This window comes from Corynebacterium sp. H78, assembly GCF_037572275.1.
GTDB lineage: Bacteria > Actinomycetota > Actinomycetes > Mycobacteriales > Mycobacteriaceae > Corynebacterium.
In genome coordinates this window covers 70,453-89,610 of sequence record NZ_JBBHKX010000004.1, presented here as the reverse complement: position 1 = coordinate 89,610, position 19,158 = coordinate 70,453, and the positions used below count along the sequence as shown (strand labels likewise).

12 protein-coding genes are annotated in these 19,158 nt (G+C 59.2%); 7 read left to right on the top strand and 5 right to left on the bottom strand.

Features of this window, described 5'->3' with window-relative positions; all coding sequences use genetic code 11:
* Positions 1-16 precede the first annotated feature (16 nt).
* Positions 17-3,583, top strand: coding sequence for a DUF3367 domain-containing protein (locus WG934_RS08430; protein ID WP_339989729.1), 3,567 nt, complete (start codon positions 17-19; stop codon positions 3,581-3,583).
* Here WG934_RS08430 and WG934_RS08425 read toward each other — a convergent pair.
* A complete protein-coding gene (locus WG934_RS08425; RefSeq protein WP_339989727.1) occupies positions 3,492-4,691 on the bottom strand; it encodes an acyltransferase family protein in 1,200 nt (399 codons plus the stop codon). The genes WG934_RS08430 and WG934_RS08425 overlap by 92 nt on opposite strands.
* 304 nt (positions 4,692-4,995) lie before the next feature.
* Between WG934_RS08425 and WG934_RS08420 the strand changes: the two genes are divergently transcribed.
* Positions 4,996-6,189 (top strand): DUF3068 domain-containing protein, encoded by a 1,194-nt coding sequence (locus tag WG934_RS08420; protein ID WP_339989726.1) that lies wholly within the window; start codon positions 4,996-4,998, stop codon positions 6,187-6,189.
* A 102-nt stretch (positions 6,190-6,291) separates the two neighbouring features.
* Positions 6,292-8,115 carry a hypothetical protein gene (locus WG934_RS08415; protein WP_339989724.1) on the top strand — a complete coding sequence of 608 codons (1,824 nt, stop codon included), beginning with the start codon at positions 6,292-6,294 and terminating at the stop codon, positions 8,113-8,115.
* On the opposite strand, the gene WG934_RS08410 is transcribed toward WG934_RS08415, so the two are convergent.
* Positions 8,060-9,196 (bottom strand): glycosyltransferase family 4 protein, encoded by a 1,137-nt coding sequence (locus WG934_RS08410; protein WP_339989722.1) that lies wholly within the window; start codon positions 9,194-9,196, stop codon positions 8,060-8,062. The genes WG934_RS08415 and WG934_RS08410 overlap by 56 nt on opposite strands.
* A gap of 123 nt (positions 9,197-9,319) precedes the next feature.
* Between WG934_RS08410 and WG934_RS08405 the strand changes: the two genes are divergently transcribed.
* From WG934_RS08405 to WG934_RS08395, 3 genes are all read left to right on the top strand, one after another.
* Positions 9,320-10,171: a class I SAM-dependent methyltransferase gene (locus WG934_RS08405; RefSeq protein ID WP_339979765.1), complete on the top strand. Its 852-nt coding sequence runs from the start codon at positions 9,320-9,322 to the stop codon at positions 10,169-10,171.
* Positions 10,172-10,629: 458 nt separating this feature from the next.
* The gene (locus WG934_RS08400) at positions 10,630-11,865 is read left to right on the top strand and encodes an acetyl-CoA C-acetyltransferase (RefSeq protein WP_339989720.1); all 1,236 of its coding nucleotides are present in this window, start codon (positions 10,630-10,632) and stop codon (positions 11,863-11,865) included.
* A gap of 36 nt (positions 11,866-11,901) precedes the next feature.
* A complete protein-coding gene (locus tag WG934_RS08395) occupies positions 11,902-14,214 on the top strand; it encodes a 3-hydroxyacyl-CoA dehydrogenase NAD-binding domain-containing protein (RefSeq protein ID WP_339989744.1) in 2,313 nt (770 codons plus the stop codon).
* Between the two features lie 225 nt (positions 14,215-14,439).
* On the opposite strand, the gene WG934_RS08390 is transcribed toward WG934_RS08395, so the two are convergent.
* The 3 genes from WG934_RS08390 to WG934_RS08380 are packed head-to-tail and all read right to left on the bottom strand — an operon-like array spanning position 14,440 to position 17,412.
* The gene (locus tag WG934_RS08390) at positions 14,440-16,251 is read right to left on the bottom strand and encodes a radical SAM/SPASM domain-containing protein (protein WP_339989718.1); all 1,812 of its coding nucleotides are present in this window, start codon (positions 16,249-16,251) and stop codon (positions 14,440-14,442) included.
* 3 nt (positions 16,252-16,254) lie between these two features.
* Positions 16,255-16,503, bottom strand: coding sequence for a hypothetical protein (locus WG934_RS08385; RefSeq protein ID WP_339989716.1), 249 nt, complete (start codon positions 16,501-16,503; stop codon positions 16,255-16,257).
* 36 nt (positions 16,504-16,539) lie between these two features.
* Positions 16,540-17,412, bottom strand: coding sequence for a hypothetical protein (locus tag WG934_RS08380; protein ID WP_339989714.1), 873 nt, complete (start codon positions 17,410-17,412; stop codon positions 16,540-16,542).
* Between the two features lie 70 nt (positions 17,413-17,482).
* Between WG934_RS08380 and WG934_RS08375 the strand changes: the two genes are divergently transcribed.
* Positions 17,483-19,144 carry a protein adenylyltransferase SelO gene (locus WG934_RS08375; RefSeq protein WP_339989713.1) on the top strand — a complete coding sequence of 554 codons (1,662 nt, stop codon included), beginning with the start codon at positions 17,483-17,485 and terminating at the stop codon, positions 19,142-19,144.
* Positions 19,145-19,158 lie beyond the last annotated feature (14 nt).

The following is a 19,158-nucleotide window of genomic DNA, read 5'->3' as shown; positions in this document are numbered from 1 at the left end:
CGTTCACTGAGCAATAGTGTCCACAACTCGCACGCCCACCAGGGCTCTCGTTCCCTGGTGGGTTTTGCTTGCCCTCATTGCGTTTGTCCAGTCGCCCGGTCGCACGGTCGCGGACACTAAGCACAATCTGACGGAGAACCCCCTCGGTTTCCTCGCCAATTCGCTGACCATGTGGTCCGAGACTATGCCTCTCGGCCAGCTGCAGAATCAGGCGTACGGATACCTCTTTCCGCAAGGCGCCTTCTTCGGGCTTTTCGACGCCACCACCCAGCTCCTCCCCGACTATCTCCACGATGCGTGGAATATCGACTGGGTCGGCCAGGCTCTCTGGTGGTCGCTCACGCTGATTTTGGCGTTCACCGGCTTGTATCGAGTTGCCGAAGCAGCGAGCGTCGGCACGCATACCTCCCGCATCGTGGCTGCGTTGTTGTATGCGTTTTCGCCACGAATCATCACGACTCTCGGGGCGATTTCCTCTGAAGCCTGGCCGGTAGCGCTCGCCCCGTGGATTCTCTTGCCAGTGTTGAGGGTGGTGCTGGCTCGCGATGTCGTCGGCACGCGCAGAGCAACGATTGCCGTGCTGTTGTCGGGCGTTGCGGTCCTCAGCACCGGCGCCGTCAACGCAGTCAGTACCGCTGCGGCGTGCGTCCCCACTGCTCTCGTCCTGATCGGGGCAGCGCTATTCGGGCCACACCGCCGGCGCGGCTGGACAATGTTCGCGGGCTGGGTGGCTTCTTGCGCAGCTGTCAGCATCTGGTGGTTGGCGCCGTTGCTCCTGCTCGGCCGATATTCACCACCGTTTACCGACTACATCGAGTCCTCCGGCGTCACCACCCGCTGGCTCAACCTCACCGAAACGCTGCGTGGCACGACCTCGTGGACTCCGTTCGTCTCTACTGAGCGCATCGGCGGTCACGCGCTCGTCGCCGAACCGATCCTCATTTACGCAACCATCGCGATCATGGGTCTTGGCCTCCTCGGCCTCGCCATGCGTTCCATGCCACATCGCCGGATGTGGTGGGTCGTGGCGCTTGCGGGGATCGTCGTCATGTCTTCGTGGACGGAGCCGTTTGGCCTATTCGGTGCGTCGGGGCGTTCGCTTCTCGACGGCTCCCTTGCCGCAATTCGAAACCTCCACAAGTTTGACCCCGTATTGCGATTGCCACTCATGCTCGGAGTCGCACATGCCATCGCGCAGTTGCCGCTGGTGCCGTGGAAGCGGGAGAACCGGGCCGCGTGGTTGCATCCAGAGCGCAATGTCGCCGGGATCGCGGCAATGATGGTGCTCATTGCATTCGCAGGGGCGACCGCGCCTGCATGGAGTGCTCGTCTAGCACCGGAAGGCAGCTTTGAGCGGGTGCCGTCATACTGGCAGGACACTGCGGACTGGCTCAACACCAATGCGCAGGGCTCGCGCACACTGCTCATGCCATCTAGCCCGTTTGCGCTGCAAGAGTGGGGTAATACCCGTGACGAACCACTACAGCCACTTGCCGACGTGCCATGGGTGGTTCGCGATGCTGTACCTCTAGTGCCACCAGAGGCAATCCGTGGGCTGGACGGCCTGCGTGATTCCTTCGCCCGTGGAGTTGGCAACGATGCACTGGCGGCAACGCTGAATAACAACGGCATCGGCTACGTTGTCGTGCGCTCTGACCTTGGTGGCAAGTACCGCACCGACAGCAAGAAGATGGTGCAGCAGACGCTCGAAGACTCGCCAGACATGGTGAAGGTCGCCGAGTTCACCGACCACGATGCCTCAGATTCCGCAGATGCAGCAGAAGCCGCGGGCAGTTCCAGCACCAAGATTCAGATTTGGCGAGCTGGCGAATCTTCAGGTGCAGTGGCAGATCTATTGTCCCCACGCCTGATCGACACCGCCAATATCCCACTAGTCGCCGGCGGACCGGAAGTACTATCGCGACTGGATCAGGTTGATAAGGACGCGCCAGTCCGCATGCTCGCTGGTGTCAATGCGGGCACCGTCACCGACACTCCAGCTCTGCGCGGTCGAAACTACGGCGAAGTTACCCGCGCTGTCAGTGGCATTCTTGCCACCGACGAGGACGCCAAGGTCCGCAACAAGATCGCCGACTATCCCGTCGATGGCCTCCCACTCACCACCACCACAACGGGGCGTGGCGAGTTGGAAGCATCGTCGTCTGCTTCCAATCCATTCAATGTGGGTGGCGCTGCGTCGGAGCATTCACTCAACGCACTTGTCGACGGCGATGACACCACCTGGTGGCAACCCGCCACCGGCACCGGCCAGGCGGAGTGGGTCGAGGCGAGGTTTGAGAGTCCTCGGAAGGGAGTCGTCGTCACGCTGACCGGTGCTGTGGTGCCCGTAGAAGTGCAAGTGAAATCGTCCACGACCACCACCAACAAGGTGCTCTACCCCGGTGAGGAAACGCGGATCGCAGTGCCCGGCGCGGAAACCGACCGCATCCGAGTCACCGCAGTCAGCGCGCCAGTGGGCTTCACGCTCGCGGAAATGCGCATCACCGCAGCTGGTGAGGACATCACTCCAATCCGCGTACCAACCGTGCCCGATTCCTCGAAGGTGGTGCAGCGCTGGTCGTTTGGCCAGGAAGTTCGCGAAGGCACGCTAACGCGCATGTTCTCGGTACCTACTGATACGACCGTGTCCGTCAGCGCCGACACCTGCGACACCGGCGTAGGCGATCCGTGGACTAGCCTGGAACGCATCGGCGGCGGCTTCGAACGCACCGAGCTGACCTGCGAGGACACGTACCCCCTGCCCGCTGGCATGTACCGCTTGGAGTCCAAGGCCGACTGGGTAACGCTGACTTCCGATCAATTCCGCGCACCAACTCGCGCTGAGCAGAAGGTCGCTGTGCTTCACGACGATCGTCTCGACGCAGCACCCACCGACCGCATTCTCTGGCGCCCGATTTCCGTGAACAAGGGCATGGTCGCGACTGTTGCAGGTGGCGAAGGTGGCGAAGGTGGCGAAGGTGGCGATCAGCCAATCACCCTCACCCCTGTAACCATCAATGGTTGGCAGCAAGGCTGGGTCGTGCCGGCAGGGATGTCTGGCACGGTCACGATTGCTTATGAACCAGCATCGACATGGCGCAATGGCATTCTGGCTGGTGGCGCTATCGCTGCGGTATTCGCGCTGGTCACACTGGCGCTGGCGTATCTGTGGCGTGCAGAGCTTCGTCGCGACTTCACGCTTGTCGACAATGCCGACACAGTCCCAGCGTGGTTCGTGCTGGCATGTGGCGCGGTGACCGCGACTCTTGTATCGGGTCTTCCTGGCCTTGCCGTTGCTGCTGCGACGAGTGGCGCGGCATGGTTTGCGCGCAAGAAACTCGCAGAGCAAAAGTATCGACACGGCATGATCGCAACTCTTGGCGTTCTTGTCGCAGCGATGGCGCTTCTCCTCGGAACGAATCCGTGGCCACAGTCTGGCTACGCCGGTGCGGGTTGGCTACTGCAATTGATTGCTACGGCTGCGGTGTGCGTCACGACGCTTCTCGTCGCACCCAGTTCTTCCCCAGCCAACGTCGAGCAGGCTCCTCGACGAGGGCATACGACGCCGCTGCCATCGGAATAGCCAACGCCACGGTGGTGAGGGTGATGGCCAGCAGGTGGCCGTCGAAAAGCGGGACACCAAGCAGCGGAAAAGCGACCGACAACATGGCCATGTGCCACAAGAAGATGCCATACGACCAGCGGCCGAGTGCCTGCATCACTGGATGATTCAGCGCCCGAGACTCCGGCGCAAGCGCCCACGGGCCGATGATGCACGCGCCGAATACGAGGCCACACCACAGCCGACGCAGGAACTCCCAATTCGACAGCTGCACGAGCCCTTCCGGCCCAAGTAACGCCGCGACAATGAGCGCCACCGTCGCGATACCCAGCCATAGCCAGCGGCGACGCGCCCACTTCTGCAATCCCCGGTGCACCGCCCGCGCACGTGCCGACGACGCCCCGGCCAGCGACTCCAACTCCGCAAGCACCAACCCAGCAGCGAACCACGAGAAATACGCTGCAGGCTGAATGTGCGGATTCACGCCATCGAGGTATGGCAACGGCAACCACGCCCACCCGAAGCTGAGCACGGCAAGCGCGCAAATGACACCGATGCGCTGAAACTGCTTTGTCGCCGGATCGATGCGCTGCAAGGCCACGGCAATAACTGGCAGCGCAATATAGAAGGCCACTTCCACACTGAGTGACCACAAATGAGTTAGCCCGCCATGGAGAGAATCCGGCACGAAAACTTGGGTGAGCGTGAGGTTCGCCAGCCATGCTTTCAGATCCGCACCAGCGCCGACAGGCAACGCGATCAGCACAATCAGAATCAGTACCCAATACGCCGGCAGAATACGGGCAGCACGCTTGCGGTAGTAGGTGGCAACTCCCGAGCGACTATTCTTCGCGCCAAATCCCACACGGTGCGAACGCCACAACAAAAAGCCCGAAAGCGTAAAGAACACTGCGACGAAAAAGTCGAATCGCCCCAGTACACGCTCCCACAACGCACCCGTGTCATGACCAGTCTGAAACGCTACGTGCGTGCCGATAATGCCCAACGACGCCACTGCCCGCAGCCCCTCCAGCGCCGGCAAAAACCCGGGCTTCCACGCTGCTGCAGACGATACAGTCGCTGCGTCCGAAGCTGACGATCCTGCTTTTACAGCTGCTGTCTCAACCACGCCCGGCACTCCTTCCGCGTCATTGCACACGAGATGTGGGAGCTACTTTACGACGTGATCGTCGCAAAGTTTAAGAGTCCCATGACACACCTGAGAGAGCCTAGTTTCCCCCAGCTAACAGTGACAACTAGAGTGTTAACAAGAACTAACCCAATTTCTGGGGCGCTATTTATGCTGTTCAGAGTGCGGTACCCAGAAAATACCTTAGTTCAGAAAAATATTTATGAATTTCGGTCACTTCGGCCACCTGGTTACTGATACCTTTCCAAAAAGAACTTGAAATGATCTAAGGAAATCACTGCTTATGGCTAAGAGAACTCTTTCGCTTGTGATGATCGTCATCGGTGCAGCGCTGCTTGTGATCGCGGTACTCCTGCCGTCGTTCCTTGTGCCAAAGCTGCGTGTCATCCCGCTGGATACCAAAAGCTCAACCGTCACGAACATCGAAAACGGCTACCTCCTCGACTCCGGCTTGTTAGCCAAGAACGAGCCAGCCGCCGACCGTAAGGACGACCCACGTTGTAAGGACGCGGGCGCGGACAAGCCAGAAGGCGATGCGGAGGCAGATAAGCCTGCGGAAATGCCACTGCACTGCTTCATTGGTGAAACGCCACTGGTATCGAACCGTCATGTCCGCATCCAGGAACCTGCGGACAAGAAGGTTGCCACCATGGAGGTCGGCACCGTCGTGCTTCGCGACGACCGCGAGGAACCAAAGAACCTCGTCAACGCAACCGTCGACCGCATTACCCTGGACCGCTCCACGGCATTCCCAGTGGTAGACCCAGTGTCGACCATCGAACTCAATGCACCGAAGGCTGGTGGCGGCGAGGACACTGCCGACATTCCAGCGTTCACCCGTGAAGGCATTCAGTACCAGTTCCCATTCGGCACCACGAAGAAGTCCTTCCCTTACTTCGATGCAACTGCGCTGCAGACTTTCCCTATCGACTTCGTCGGTGAGGAAAAGCAGGACGGCACCACCGTCTACAAGTTCACCATGGAAGTTGAACCAGTGAACCTGTACGAATCTCAGAAGGCTCACTTCACTCAGAATGGCCGCAAGATGACAGAAGCCGACAAGTCTTCCCTCGCTTCGCTGCGTCTGAAGTTCCCTGCTAGCAAGTGGGGTCTTGAAGGTGACGAAGAGATCGAAATGGATCGCTACTACACCAACGTTCGTACCGTTCGCGTCGAGCCAAACACCGGCATGATCGTCAACGGTACCGAGCACATCTTCCAGTTCTACGCACGCGATGAGGAAGAAGCGAAGGACATCGCACTCGGTGCCGGCCGCGAAAAGGAAAAGCAGGAGCGTAACCGCACTGCACTGGACTTCGTTGCCCAGTGGAGCGACGAAACCAAGGCAAACCAGCTGGAAAAGGCGAAGGAATCCAGCAAGAAGATGACCATGGCTGGTTCCATCGCACCATGGATCCTCGGCATCATCGGATTGTTGCTCGTAATCTTCGGAATCCGCATGCACCGCAAGTCGTAGCCACACGCCGTAGCCACACGTCGTAGCCAGTTAAAACCGGCAGCTAGAACCGGCGAACGGCGGTAGGTGCCCTTTCCTCCGCCTTTGCCTACTATTGGCCTGGTGAGCATCAACGACCCTGAGAAGCAGCCCCGCGCAACCTCGCGCGCGGCTGCTTCTCGCGTTGATAGCACCGACGTCGAGCGGGCCATCGCCCGACGTGCTGCCATCAATCAGCTCCGCATGGGGCAAGCATTCGTTGCTTCGTGGATCCTCATCCTGACCGCTGTCATCTTGTGGCCGCTCTTTGCTGGGCCGGCTGTGTCGGGCGCGGGGTCGTCGTCAAGCGGAACCCGAGGATCGCAGCTTCTGCTCCGAGACATGGTCATCCCGGCGCACCCTCCGCTAACCGATGCCTCGCTCGGGCTAACCGAAGCCGCCGCGCGCGCAATACCGCAAGACACAGTGTTGTGGGCGGTGGGGTATGTCGTCGATGCCAACGTCGCGGTGAAGGTGCTGCTGGCGCTGTCGTTCATCATTGGCGGACTGGCCGCTGCGGAGCTTGCGCGAGTGGTCGTGGGCGCGCGGATCATCGGGCAAATTGCAGCGGCGACGATGTTGCTGTGGAACCCATTCGTCGCTGAACGTCTCTTGCAAGGACACTGGTCCCTGGTGGTCGCCGCCATGCTGTTGCCTGCCATTGCGCTGGCCAGTATCAATCGTCAGGTGTGGTGGCGCGCGTCGGCGTTGGCGCTGGCGGGGCTAACTCCGACTGGTGCTTTGTTGGGCGGCGTGGTCGCGGTGGTGGCGAGTAGGTCGTGGCGCGACCGCGTCGTCGCCTTCTTTACGACGATCGCCGTCTCCGCCCCCTGGCTGCTAGCCACGGCGCTGTCGGGAGGTGGCACCTCTGCGGACATGGCAGGCGCGGCGGCGTTTTCAGCAAGGGCGGAGCATTACGTCGGCACTATAGGGGCCTTGTTGGCACTCGGCGGGTTGTGGAATGGCGAGGCGGTTCCCGAGTCGCGGAACTTTGGCTTCGCGTCACTGGCCGTCATCTTGTTGATGGCTTTCTTCGCAATCGGTGTGAAAACCGTCTGGCGTGCCCAAGCACGTCTCGTCGTCATGGCTGGGGTCGCAATTGTTGTGATCGCGCTTTTCGCAACACCGACCGGCATCGCGGCGATGGAGTTATTGCTCAACAACATTCCTGGTGCGGGCCTGTTACGCGACGCCCAGAAGTGGGTCGCACTCGCCATCCCTGCCTACGTGTTGCTGGCTGCTGCGAGCGCTGACCTGCTGGCGCGTAACCTCCCCCCAGGTCGCCAATGGCTAGCGGTTTCCGTTGCTGCGCTGGCAATTATGTCGGCGGTGCCGAATATGCCAAAGGACATGGAGCCACTCCGCCCAGTTCCCGCATGGTCGGGCTGGTCGGCGGTATCGGGTGTCGTCGCTATGGATACGTCTGCGGTCACCGTGCTGCCCGCTGGTTCCTATCGACTTATCGACGGTCGCCCCGTATACGACCCCGCCATCAAGACGCTGCCGGCACCCGTTGTGACCTCTGGAAACTTGGTTGTCTCCGGCACAGTGGTGAGCGGCGAAGGCTCTCGAACTGTCGAACACACACTGCTGTCAGCTCCTGACGATGCACTGCAGATCCTTCGCACCAATGGAGTCGGCTGGGTGCTGCTAGAAAACTCTCCTGGCGAGTTTGGCCGGTCCGATGCAGTCATCGATCAACTCGATGAAGTCTTCGTCGACGAGAACCTCGCGCTTTACCGGGTGCCCGGTGCGATCGAGCTTCCCGAACCCGCATCCAGCACACAGCGGGGCCTTGCCTGGGCAGCCTTTGCGGTGTGGCTGCTAATGCTCAGTACCGGTGTGCTGCGGGCTATGTGGCCTGGGCCACGACGTCGTGAAGCAAACTTGCAAATTTCCCGCCCGTAGAGTCCCAGCCGAACTCGTGCGATCGCTTCAGAGCCTCGACGCTGAGGAAATCATGTAGATCAGGCTCCGAAACGATGCGTCGGGTGGCTTCGACCAGTTCGGCGGGCGAATCGACGAGCAACCCCGTCACACCATCAACCACCGAATCACGCAGCCCTGCCGAGGAGCGGTAGCCAACGGTCGGCACCCCATGCTGAGCAGCTTCGATGACGGCCAGTCCCCAGCCTTCTTTACGAGACGGCATCACATGCACCGTAGCCCGCGACAAAATGAGGTGCTTCTCAACCTCGGACACCTGCCCATGGAAAACAACATGGTCTGCGATGCCCAGGTCGTGGGCATACGCCGCCAAGTTGTCCGCCCACCAGCCGGAACCAATGACGTCGAGGCGAATCTCTGGAATCGTCTCCGCGAGAGCAGCGACCGCATCGATCGCATGCTCAATCTGCTTATGCGGCACCAGTCGAGACAATGCCACCAGACGCGGCGCATCAGTTGACCGCACGCCACGGGCTTCAGGAGGAACCGGATCGACACCATTGCGAATGATGTCAATGCGCCCACGGTTCACACCCAAACCCACTAGTTCATCGGCACTCGGTTGCGACACTGTCACATACCTGCACTTTCGATGCAGCATCGGCGACAACTTTGACTCAATGAACCAACCAACTCTGCCCACGATTGGCCCCGCGACCGGCCACTGCTCGTGGTGGCAGTGATGCGTCAGGATGATCGTCGGCACGCCCGAAAACACTCGCGCGAAGAAGGGCACGCCGTTCTGCGTATCCACCACGATGTCCGGCCGCCCGCCCAACGCCTTCGCAATTGGCCCCAGCCCAACTCGCGCGGCAAGCATTGCTACCCACGCGCGCGGATACACGGAAAAGTTACCGCCACCCCGCGAGAAATGAATGCCGTCACGCTCTGACGAATGTGTCTGCCCGGTGTACGCGGCCGTCCGAAACACCACATCGTGGCCATGTCGCACCAAATGCTCGGCAACCCGCTCCAAATAGCGCTCACTGCCGCCACCCTCGGGATGACCAGTGTCGCGCCAACAGAGCAAGAGAATCTTCATATTTCTAGACCTTAATCCCGACTACTGGATCCGTTACCGATTTGGGGGAATTGGCTTCACGATGATGTTGTCGTAACGCATAAACCCCAAGCACCAGAGAGAGAAAGTGGTTAAGTAGAACGCATGTGGAAGGAATGGATCGTGCCTGCCGCGCTTCGGCCGGCGACGAGTTTTGCGACGCTAAAGCGGTCGTTCGGGCTGCTCAACGACTTCAAGTATGAGCAGTCGGATCCGGATCGCTTTTACGGGCACTTGGCCGATGACACGGTGACGCTGCTGGAGCGCATTGTGGCAGGTGCTGGCGTTGTAGGCGCTGATCCTGGCATTAGCGCTGATGCTGGTGCCACGGACTCGGGTGCCAGTTCATCGCCTCTCGCTGGCTCCACGATCCTCGATGTCGGTGGGGGTCCTGGCTACTTCGGAAAGGCCTTCGCCGACCGCAATGTTTCCTACTTCACCTGTGAGCCGGATGTTGGCGAGATGGCGGCGGCGGGGATTAAGTTGGAGTCGTCGGTACGCGGATCAGGTCTTGACCTGCCCTTTTTGAAGGACTCTTTTGACCTGACTTATTCATCGAACGTGGCCGAGCACGTGCCGGATCCGTGGCGAATGGGCCAGGAGATGTTGCGCGTGACAAAGCCGGGCGGGCTCGTCGTATATTCGTACACGATCTGGCTGGGGCCTTTTGGTGGGCATGAAATGGGCATGACGCATTATCTGGGCGGGGATCGCGCGCGCCGGATGTATGAAAAGAAGCATGGCAAGCGTCCGAAGAACTATTACGGCGAATCACTTTTTGAGGTCGGCTGTGGCGAGGGGCTGAAATGGGCTCGCACGTTAGAGGAATCCGGCGAGGTTGAAGTAATGGCTGCGTTTCCTCGCTATCACCCGTGGTGGGCGTGGTGGATGGTCCATGTTCCGGTTCTTCGCGAGTTCGCGGTGTCGAACCTGGTGCTGGTGCTGAAGAAGAAGTAGCGCGAATGGAGTGGGACGTGTCTGGCGTAGGTGGCGCGTCCAAATGCAGCCACCTGCGCGCGATTGAGGGCATCTGCGCTTTCCAATCGGCTCGGTGTCTCTTCTGCAGCCCAACGGGAATTTGTGCGACCTAGGGTTTTGCGTCGCAAGTCGGGGCTTCACAGGAGCTACCGAGCCGATTGGAAAGCGCAGACAGTCAAGCACCCTCGCCAATTGACCACACCTCTCCCACTGGCCACGGCCACCACATCCGCACCTCCCCAGAGTCATCGCGGCCACCCAGCCACCGACCAGTCACCCCAGCCACCGCCCAACGACCACCCCAAAACCCATATAACAAAATAAATTTCACCCCCTCCCGTGAAACCCCGCCCCGCACGCAACTCTTATGGATATAGTGACTGTGAAACCAAAGTGACGTACACCACTTTTCCATGATTTGTGAGGACGAAACACACATGACCAACGCCAGCATCCCATCGGGTGGCGAGGCCTTCATTTACGAAGCCATCCGCACCCCACGCGGCAAAGGCAAAAAGGACGGCTCGCTCCACGAGGTGCGACCTGTCACCCTGCTCGCGGGCCTCATCGAAGAGATCCGCAACCGTTTCCCTGAGCTCGACGAAAGCCGCATCAGCGACCTGATCGTCGGCTGTGTCTCCCCTGTCGGCGATCAGGGCGCGGACATCGCTCGCACCGCTGGCCTGCTGGCTGGCCTTCCGTACCGCACGGGCGGCATGCAGATTAACCGCTTCTGCGCCTCCGGTCTCGCAGCCATCAACCTCGCTGCAGACAAGGTCCGTTCTGGCTCCGACGAACTCGTCCTCGCCGGCGGCGTCGAATCCATGTCCCGCGTCCCAATGATGTCGGACGGTGGCGCCATGGCAATGGACGCACAAGTTAGCTTTGCGACGGACTTCGTCCCCCAGGGCATTTCCGCCGACATCATTGCTTCGTTGGACGGCTACTCTCGCGAGGACCTCGACAACATGGCGGCAGAGTCCCACGCCCGTGCAGCACGCGCGTGGTCCGAGGGTCGCTTCGACCGTTCGGTCGTGCCGGTCAAGGACCAGAATGGTCTGATGATCCTCGATCGCGACGAAACGATCCGCGATGGAGTTTCGGCTGAATCCCTGTCTGGCCTGCGCCCATCCTTCACCGTCATGGGCGAACAGGGTGGCTTTGACGCTGTGGCGCTGAAGAAGTACCCACAGCTGGAGACCATCAACCACGTCCACCACGCAGGTAACTCGTCGGGCATCGTCGACGGCGCTGCACTGGCACTGGTCGGATCTGAAAAGGCCGGCGCTGACATGGGTCTGACCCCACGGGCACGCATCGTTGCGCAGTCCATTAATGGTGTCGAACCAACCATCATGCTGACTGGCATCGAACCAGCGGTCCGCGAGGTTCTCGCCAAGGCACAGCTCACCGTTGATGACATCGACGTGTGGGAGATCAATGAGGCTTTTGCAGCCGTCGTAAAGCGTGCCCAGAACCAGCTGGGAATCGACGGCGAGAAGTTGAACATCAACGGCGGTGCGATGGCAATGGGCCACCCGCTGGGCGCGACGGGCGCGATTATCATGAGCGCCGCAATTGACGAGCTGCACCGCACTGGTGGCCGATACGGCCTGGTCACCCTGTGTATTGGTGGCGGTATGGGCGTTGCAACCATCATCGAGCGAGTCTAGAAACTACCGGAAGGATTGAAAACAATGACTGAAACCATGTCTGACAACATGTTCCGGTGGGAGCAGAACGACGCTGGTGTCGTGACGCTGACCATGGACGACCCAAATGCACCGGTCAACACCATGAACGACCAGTTCGAGTCCGATATTCGCTCGACGGTGGAACGCCTGGAAGCGGAGATCGGCGATGGTTCTGACACCTCGATTACGGGCATTATCCTGACGTCTGCGAAGAAGACTTTCTTCGCTGGCGGCAACTTGAAGGCAATGCTGAAGGTTGGCCCAGAGGATGCCCAGGCAATGTTCGACAATGTCGAGCACATGAAGGAATCCCTGCGCCGCCTGGAAAAGCTGCCAGTACCGATCGTTGCAGCCATCAACGGTGCAGCTCTCGGTGGTGGCCTAGAGGTCGCACTCGCAGCGAACCACCGCATCGCAGCTGATGCCCGTGGCTCCAAGATCGGCCTGCCAGAAGTCACCCTTGGCCTACTGCCAGGCGGTGGCGGCGTGACTCGTGTGGTGCGCATGCTTGGCTTGCAGGATGCACTAATGAAGGTAATCCTTCCTGGCGCACAGATGGCACCGGCGAAGGCGCATTCTGTCGGTATCGTCGACGAACTGTGCGCGCCGGAGGAGCTGCTCGACAAGGCTCACACATGGCTTGCCTCCGATGCTGCGAAGGCAGCACAGCCATGGGACGAAAAGGGCTTCCGCATCCCAGGCGGCGACCCTAACTCGCCGAAGCTGGCAATGCACCTGCCGTCGTTCCCAGCGAACCTGACCAAGCAGCTCAAGGGCTCGCCAATGAAGGCCCCTCGCTTGGCAATGCAGGCCGCTATCGAAGGCGCACAGGTCGACGTCGATACTGCAATGCGCATCGAATCCCGTTACTTCACCGAGCTCGTATGTGGCTCCCAGGCGAAGAACATGATGCAGGCATTCTTCTTTGACCTCGGTCACTGCAACGGTGGCGGTTCCCGACCACTGCAGGAAGACGGCACCCCATACCCGAAGTCCGAATTCAAGAAGGTTGCCGTTGTCGGCGCCGGCATGATGGGCGCGGGTATTGCCTACGTCTGCGCGAAGGCAGGAATGGAGGTTGTGCTGAAGGACATCTCCCTGGAGAACGCCGAGCGCGGCAAGTCCTACTCCGTCGGCCTTGAGGAAAAAGCCCAAAAGCGTGGTCGCACCACCGTCGAGAAGTCTGAGGCTCTACTGTCCCGCATCCACCCAACCGATTCTTACGACGACATGTCCGATGTCAACCTCGTCATCGAAGCCGTCTTCGAGAACACGGACCTGAAGCACAAGGTCCACGCCGAAATCGAAGCAGCTGTGCCAGAGACCTGCATCCTCGGCTCGAATACGTCGACGCTGCCAATCACTGAGTTGGCATCGCACGTCAAGCGAGAGAAGGACTTCATTGGTCTGCACTTCTTCTCCCCAGTGGACAAGATGCAGCTCATCGAGATCATTACCGGCGACAACACCGACCCAGCCGTGCTTGCTGCGTCGCTAGACTTCGCAGTAGCTATCCGCAAGATTCCGATTGTGGTCACCGACTCCCGAGGCTTCTACACCTCACGAGTCATCGGCACCGTCATCAACGAGGCCATCCGCATGGTTGCAGAGGGCTACGACCCAGCAGTCGTAGAGTCCGCAGCCCGACAGGCTGGCTACCCCGCAGCGCAGCTGCAGCTAGCGGATGAACTGAATCTCAAGCTCATGCGCAAGATCTCCGAAGAAAACGAGACCGCAGCGCGTGAACGTGGCGAGGTCATCGATGACGGCGGCGTCGCAAAGCTTGTGAACATGATGATCGACAAGTTCGACCGCCCAGGCAAGCTCGAAAAGCGTGGATTCTACGAGTACGGCGACGGTCGTCGCTCCGGCCTGTGGAGTGGCCTGCGCGCTGAGCTTCGCGACGAGTTGGGCATCACCCCAATTCCAAACGACGATGTCAATATGCAAGACCTCGTTGACCGTCTGCTGTTCATCGAAGCTGTGGAGACGCAGAAGTGCATCGACGAGGGTGTTGTGCTGCACGATGCAGACGCCAATATCGGCTCAATCTTCGGCATTGGTTACCCAGCGTGGACGGGTGGCACGCGCCAGTTCGTGAAGAACTACGACGGTGGCACCGTCATTGATTCCGCGAGCGCGGTTCAGTCGGCATCGAGCGTTGGCGCTGGAGCTGGCCACGGTGCGCCGGGCACTGAATTCGCAGGCGTACGCACTGCGGTTGCACATCCTGAGCGTCGTGGCGTGGCAGGTTTCGTTGAACGTGCGGAAGAGCTCGCGGCAAAGTACGGCGCGCGCTTCGCGCCACCTGCGTCGTTGAAGGGCTAGTGCGTGGTTGCCGATTTGGTGCTTAGCTGAGGATTTAGCGTTGGTTGAAAGCTAAATGTGTAACCGCGTGACTTAGCTTTTTGGCTAAGAGCTATTTGGCCGTGGGCTGGTGAAGAGACATTCTTCACCAGCTTTCGCCATTTCTGAGGCAATTCTCACGCGCTACTGTCGATCGCTCGCAGGAGATACACCTCTCCAGCGCCTCACGTCCCACACGCCGAAGTCTCACCTCACATCAAACCTAAACTCGTGAAACGGCAGGTTGATAGTCTCCAGGTGATAAAACGCATTCTTCGCATGCTTCGAGTAGTGGTATTCGCGTGCTTTCAACGTCGTGATAGAAAGCAGATTTCCCAGCTCAGGAAGCAAAGCTGCCCGATTCGCAGTCAAAAATGGCGCTGCATCCCAGACATAGCAGTCCTCCAGCTCAAGCAACTGCGCCGAGTACACATCGGCCGTCGCAACGTGTTCCATCTTGGTGCGTTGTTCGTCCCCGTACGTCACCAAGTTGTCGCGCAACAGCTGCACCTTCAGCGCATTTAGGCCACCAACCCCTGGCCCACCAGTATTGATGTCCCAATATGACTTGTCGACGACCACCTTCACGGCATCGCCGTCGTGAAGCGAAACATTTGTCATTCGGCCAAAGAGATGGCTGCTGAACAAGTCCCGGGCCTCGCCATTGACCACTAGACGGATAGCGCCGGGGCGGAACAGCTCCTGCAGGTTCGGGTCGCGCGAGATGATCGCGTTGAGCGCGTTGTTCTCGTCGAGGACTTCGGGCGTGGGGCTCATCAGCCGTGGCACCGACAGATCATCGTAGATATGCGGCTGGTTCTCGCGGATGAACGCATCGACAAGCTGCCGCGATTCTACAGGTCGTGGCGGGAAACGCTCGGGCTGCGCGCGATACAGCGCCTTTTGCAGCGAGCACGTGTACGACTTGTGGTCCGCCGTGTTGTTCCGCTGAATCGGGCAGCCCGCGAAGCACAAATAGAAGTATTCGCAGACTCGGCAGTCCTCGCTTAACGACGGATTCCGTGCCTCATAATCGCGAATCGTATCCACCCCGCTGCGGACCATGTCGGGGAAACCCAGATTCAGGATATTGCCGAACTTTAGATCTGGTTCCGCTTGTCCACGGTGACAAGGGTAAACATCGCCGTCTTTCTGAACGAGGAAGTTATTGCTCCCGCAGTTGATCTGATTCGTGCAGTAGTCGTGGGTAAATTCCTTGAACCATTCGTAGTAGATGGCTCGCTCAAACTTCGTGCCTGCAAAACGGTCAAGCATACGCTCGTAGAACTCGACCATTTGGTCTTGGCTGAGCTGCGAAATGTACTCCGAATTGGAGCTGTCGTAGGCGAACATGATGTAGAAATCCGTCGCCATGTCGAAGCCATTGGCGTCGAGCCATTCCAGGTCATCCATGAATTCGTCAATGCGACGAAGATGCTCTTTGCCCACGACACAACTGATCTGCTTCCGGTGTGGGTATGACCCCAGTAGCTGCACATTCTCCAGCGTTCGCTGCAAGGTAGACTTGCCACCCTTGGTCACGCGGAGTTCTTCATGCAGGCTAAATGGCAGGTCAAAGCTGCCCGAGATAGACACTTCGAACTCTTCAAACAGTGGGCGCAGAACATGGAAGTTGTACAGATTCGTCTTGATGTGAATCGGCGCACCTGCCCGTCCGAGAGCTTTGAGCTCGCCTCGGAAGTGTCGTCGATAAGCGTGGTACTCGGCGAAAAGTTCGCGCAAAACTGGAGCAGGAAGGATGGAGATTTCGGCACCGTGTAGCAGCAGCGAATTGATGAGAGTGCCCTGATGCTCAAGGTGCGCAGCGATCTGCTGGAATTGCGAGACCACGTCGCTGGAATCATCGCGGTTATTTGTCAGGGCGCCGAGATAGCAATATTTGCAGCCGAGATTGCAGAACTGGTTCGGCACGAACGTGAGCTTGATGGCCTTGTGGTGCAGCCGGGTTTTGCGCATCCATGCACGTGACGACGGTGTCGTCGCTACATCGCTATCCATACATCAACCATTGTTGTTATTGTTGTTGTTATTGTTATTATTTGAGCCACCGCCGGAAAAGCCGTCGTAGCCGTCAACGCCGACGCGATTGAAGTAAAAAGCCCAGCTAGCGTTGTAGCTTGAGGTTTCGGAAAATGGCGAAGCTTCGGGCTGAGCCGGCTGAGCTAGCGACTGTCCCCAAGAATGTTGCCCGCCTTGTTGCTGTGTCGCCTGTTGCTCACTACTGAGCCAATCAGAATACGAATGTGTCATGTCACGCCTCGTGTTTAATCCCATTCAGGCTCAAGGTTACTTCGTTGCCTCGAGTGGCACCTTAATGATCAACGAGTTTTCATCATGTGGCAGAACTTTCACATCCACTGTGGCACCGGCTGTGACGTGCTGACATTCAAGATCATCAAGCCACATACGCTTGCGCACCTTCTTCACTGTGCCATTGGGGCGATGCAAAGCCAGCGCGATGTCGAACAGTCGCTTCGAATTCCACTGGTTCGTCGCCCGCGCCCCTTGCGCACCTTGCCCACCCGGCCCTTGCGCACCCGGCACGCCTCCTGCGTCATAAAGCTCTTCAATCGACAGCACCTCGGCTGTGATGGGCACGCCATGCAGGTCTGCATTGTAGGCGCCGTCGTCGATAAGCCCATGTCGCCTGCAGAATTCGTTGAAGAAGAGCTGTGCGGGGCCGAGGTAATTGCGCTCGGGAAGCATCAGTTTGGTCGGCTGGCTTTCGCGATACATCACCGGGACGAGTGGCTTCCTATCAAGAAATGCCAGCTTCTTCCGGCCCACCGGCGCCCGTAACTGCCCTTGGAATTGAACTCCGTCATCGCCCTGCACATCCATCGCGATGTTGTACACGCGGATTCCGCCATTTTTGCTGCCGGTGTACGTGTACGACTGCACCTTGCCCACTCCCACATGGCCATCCGACCACGTGATGTCTGACCTGCGCGGAGTGATCGCTTTCAGCAGCCGCTGCACAAGATACGCGCCGATGATGAAGGACAGGATGATGGCAAACGATGTCAGCCGTTCCTTACGCGTCGATCCCTCGAACTCCATGAGGTCGAAGAACAAGACAACGCACGAAATGACAATCAGCGCCCATAATACGAAGCGCAGGAACCCGATTACCGCGCGAATGCCATCTCTACTGCCCATACCCGCAGAATACGATATGGAATTTTGTCTTGCCCACTTTTCCGGCCCATGCCTACCGTACACTGCGACCATGATGCCGTCGCTCACCATGTCCATCGCCGCAGCGCTGCCGGAGCTCGCCGTCCCCACCACCGGTGATGCTGTTCCCCGCCCTTCGGTTCTTGCACTTAACGACGACCTCGCCCGCCAACTCGGATTCGACCCCACCTGGCTTCGCTCCGAGGAGGGCATTTCTTTCTTAATTGGCCGTGGCACGCCGCAGGCTGATACGACCAGGCAGGCCGAGGCGACCATGCAGCCAGTGGCGCTGGCGTATGCGGGTCACCAGTTTGGGCAGTACTCGCCCGTTCTTGGCGACGGTCGGGCCCTATTGCTTGGCGAAGTTACTGCGCCCGCGGGACTTACTTTTCCTGATCGCCTGAACCCCACGGAACAGGATCACTCCGACGAACAGCACCAGCAGACGTATGACATTCATGCCAAAGGCACCGGTCGGAACGTCTTTTCCCGAGGTGGCGACGGCAAATGCACGGTGATGGCAGCTCTCCGCGAGTACCTCATGAGCGAGGCCATGTACGCACTTGGTATCCCCACCACCCGCGCGTTAGCGGTCATATCCACGGGCGAACTGGTCCAGCGCAATCTCACCCCTGCGTTTCCTGGCCAGGCAACTGGCTCCACCGATTCACCAACAGCAGTTGATCCGATCCAGCCGGGTGCCATCATCGTGCGCGTCGCCAGTAGCCATGTGCGCGTAGGCACGTTTGAGCTCGTCCGCACGGCCGATACTGCGCTTCTCGAACGGCTGCTTGACTACACCGTGGATCGCCACCGCATCCACGACTCCAACCCGACCGATAACAGCACGACCGAGACCAGCCAGAATGCGAAGGCGCTGTTGGAGTACGTCGTAAAGCAGCAGGCCGAGCTGGTCGCGCAGTGGATGGCGACGGGTTTTGTGCACGGCGTGATGAACACCGACAACTGCACCATCTCCGGCGAAACCATCGACTTCGGACCGTGCGCTTTCTTGGATACGCACGACATCCAGGCGGTGTTCAGCAGTGTGGATGTGGGTGGCCGCTATGCGTTCGGCGCACAGCCATCGATCGCGGTATGGAATTGTGGTCGCCTTGCCGAGTCACTTTTGCCGCTGATGGATCTCGACGCGGCACAAGCCATCATCAATTCCTTCGGCGACTACTTTTCCACTGCCATTTCACGACACTGGCTTCCAAAGATCGGCCTTCCTGCCACTGCACTTGACGACGACTCCGCCGTCGCACTTCTCCGCCAATGGCAAGGCCTACTCGCAGAAGATCAGCCAGATCACACGAATGCTCATGTCACGTTGATGCGTGATCCAGCTGGTCTACCGGAAGGGTTCGCCGAGTGGGTGCGGTCGTGGCGCGAATACCGTCGGGCACACGGCATTACCGATGCTGAGTCCGAGGAGTTAATGGCACACCACAACCCGATTGTGATTCCTCGAAATCATGTGGTGAATGAAGCGCTCGTAGCTGCCAGTAATGAAGTTAAGCGGGCGCTGTCGGACGATGGCGAGGTCGGAAACAGCGAATCAAAAGGCCCGGTCACGTGCGAATTGAAGCAATTCTTTGCTCTCTATGATGCAGTGACCAGGCCATATGAAGATCCCGCTCCACAATATTCCGCATTCATTCAAGCGCCACCCCCCGAGCTTGGCAATTTCACGTCATATTGCGGGACATAGAGACGTAGGGACAT

What these genes read in the sequence shown, in the direction of transcription:
- WG934_RS08400 (WP_339989720.1), top strand. Translation starts at nt 10,630, where the DNA reads ATGACCAACGCCAGCATCCCATCGGGTGGCGAGGCCTTCATTTACGAA.
- WG934_RS08395 (WP_339989744.1), top strand. Translation starts at nt 11,902, where the DNA reads ATGTCTGACAACATGTTCCGGTGGGAGCAGAACGACGCTGGTGTCGTG.
- WG934_RS08390 (WP_339989718.1), bottom strand. Translation starts at nt 16,251, where the DNA reads ATGGATAGCGATGTAGCGACGACACCGTCGTCACGTGCATGGATGCGC.
- WG934_RS08385 (WP_339989716.1), bottom strand. Translation starts at nt 16,503, where the DNA reads ATGACACATTCGTATTCTGATTGGCTCAGTAGTGAGCAACAGGCGACA.
- WG934_RS08380 (WP_339989714.1), bottom strand. Translation starts at nt 17,412, where the DNA reads ATGGGCAGTAGAGATGGCATTCGCGCGGTAATCGGGTTCCTGCGCTTC.
- WG934_RS08375 (WP_339989713.1), top strand. Translation starts at nt 17,483, where the DNA reads ATGATGCCGTCGCTCACCATGTCCATCGCCGCAGCGCTGCCGGAGCTC.
- WG934_RS08405 (WP_339979765.1), top strand. Translation starts at nt 9,320, where the DNA reads ATGTGGAAGGAATGGATCGTGCCTGCCGCGCTTCGGCCGGCGACGAGT.
- WG934_RS08410 (WP_339989722.1), bottom strand. Translation starts at nt 9,196, where the DNA reads ATGAAGATTCTCTTGCTCTGTTGGCGCGACACTGGTCATCCCGAGGGT.
- WG934_RS08420 (WP_339989726.1), top strand. Translation starts at nt 4,996, where the DNA reads ATGGCTAAGAGAACTCTTTCGCTTGTGATGATCGTCATCGGTGCAGCG.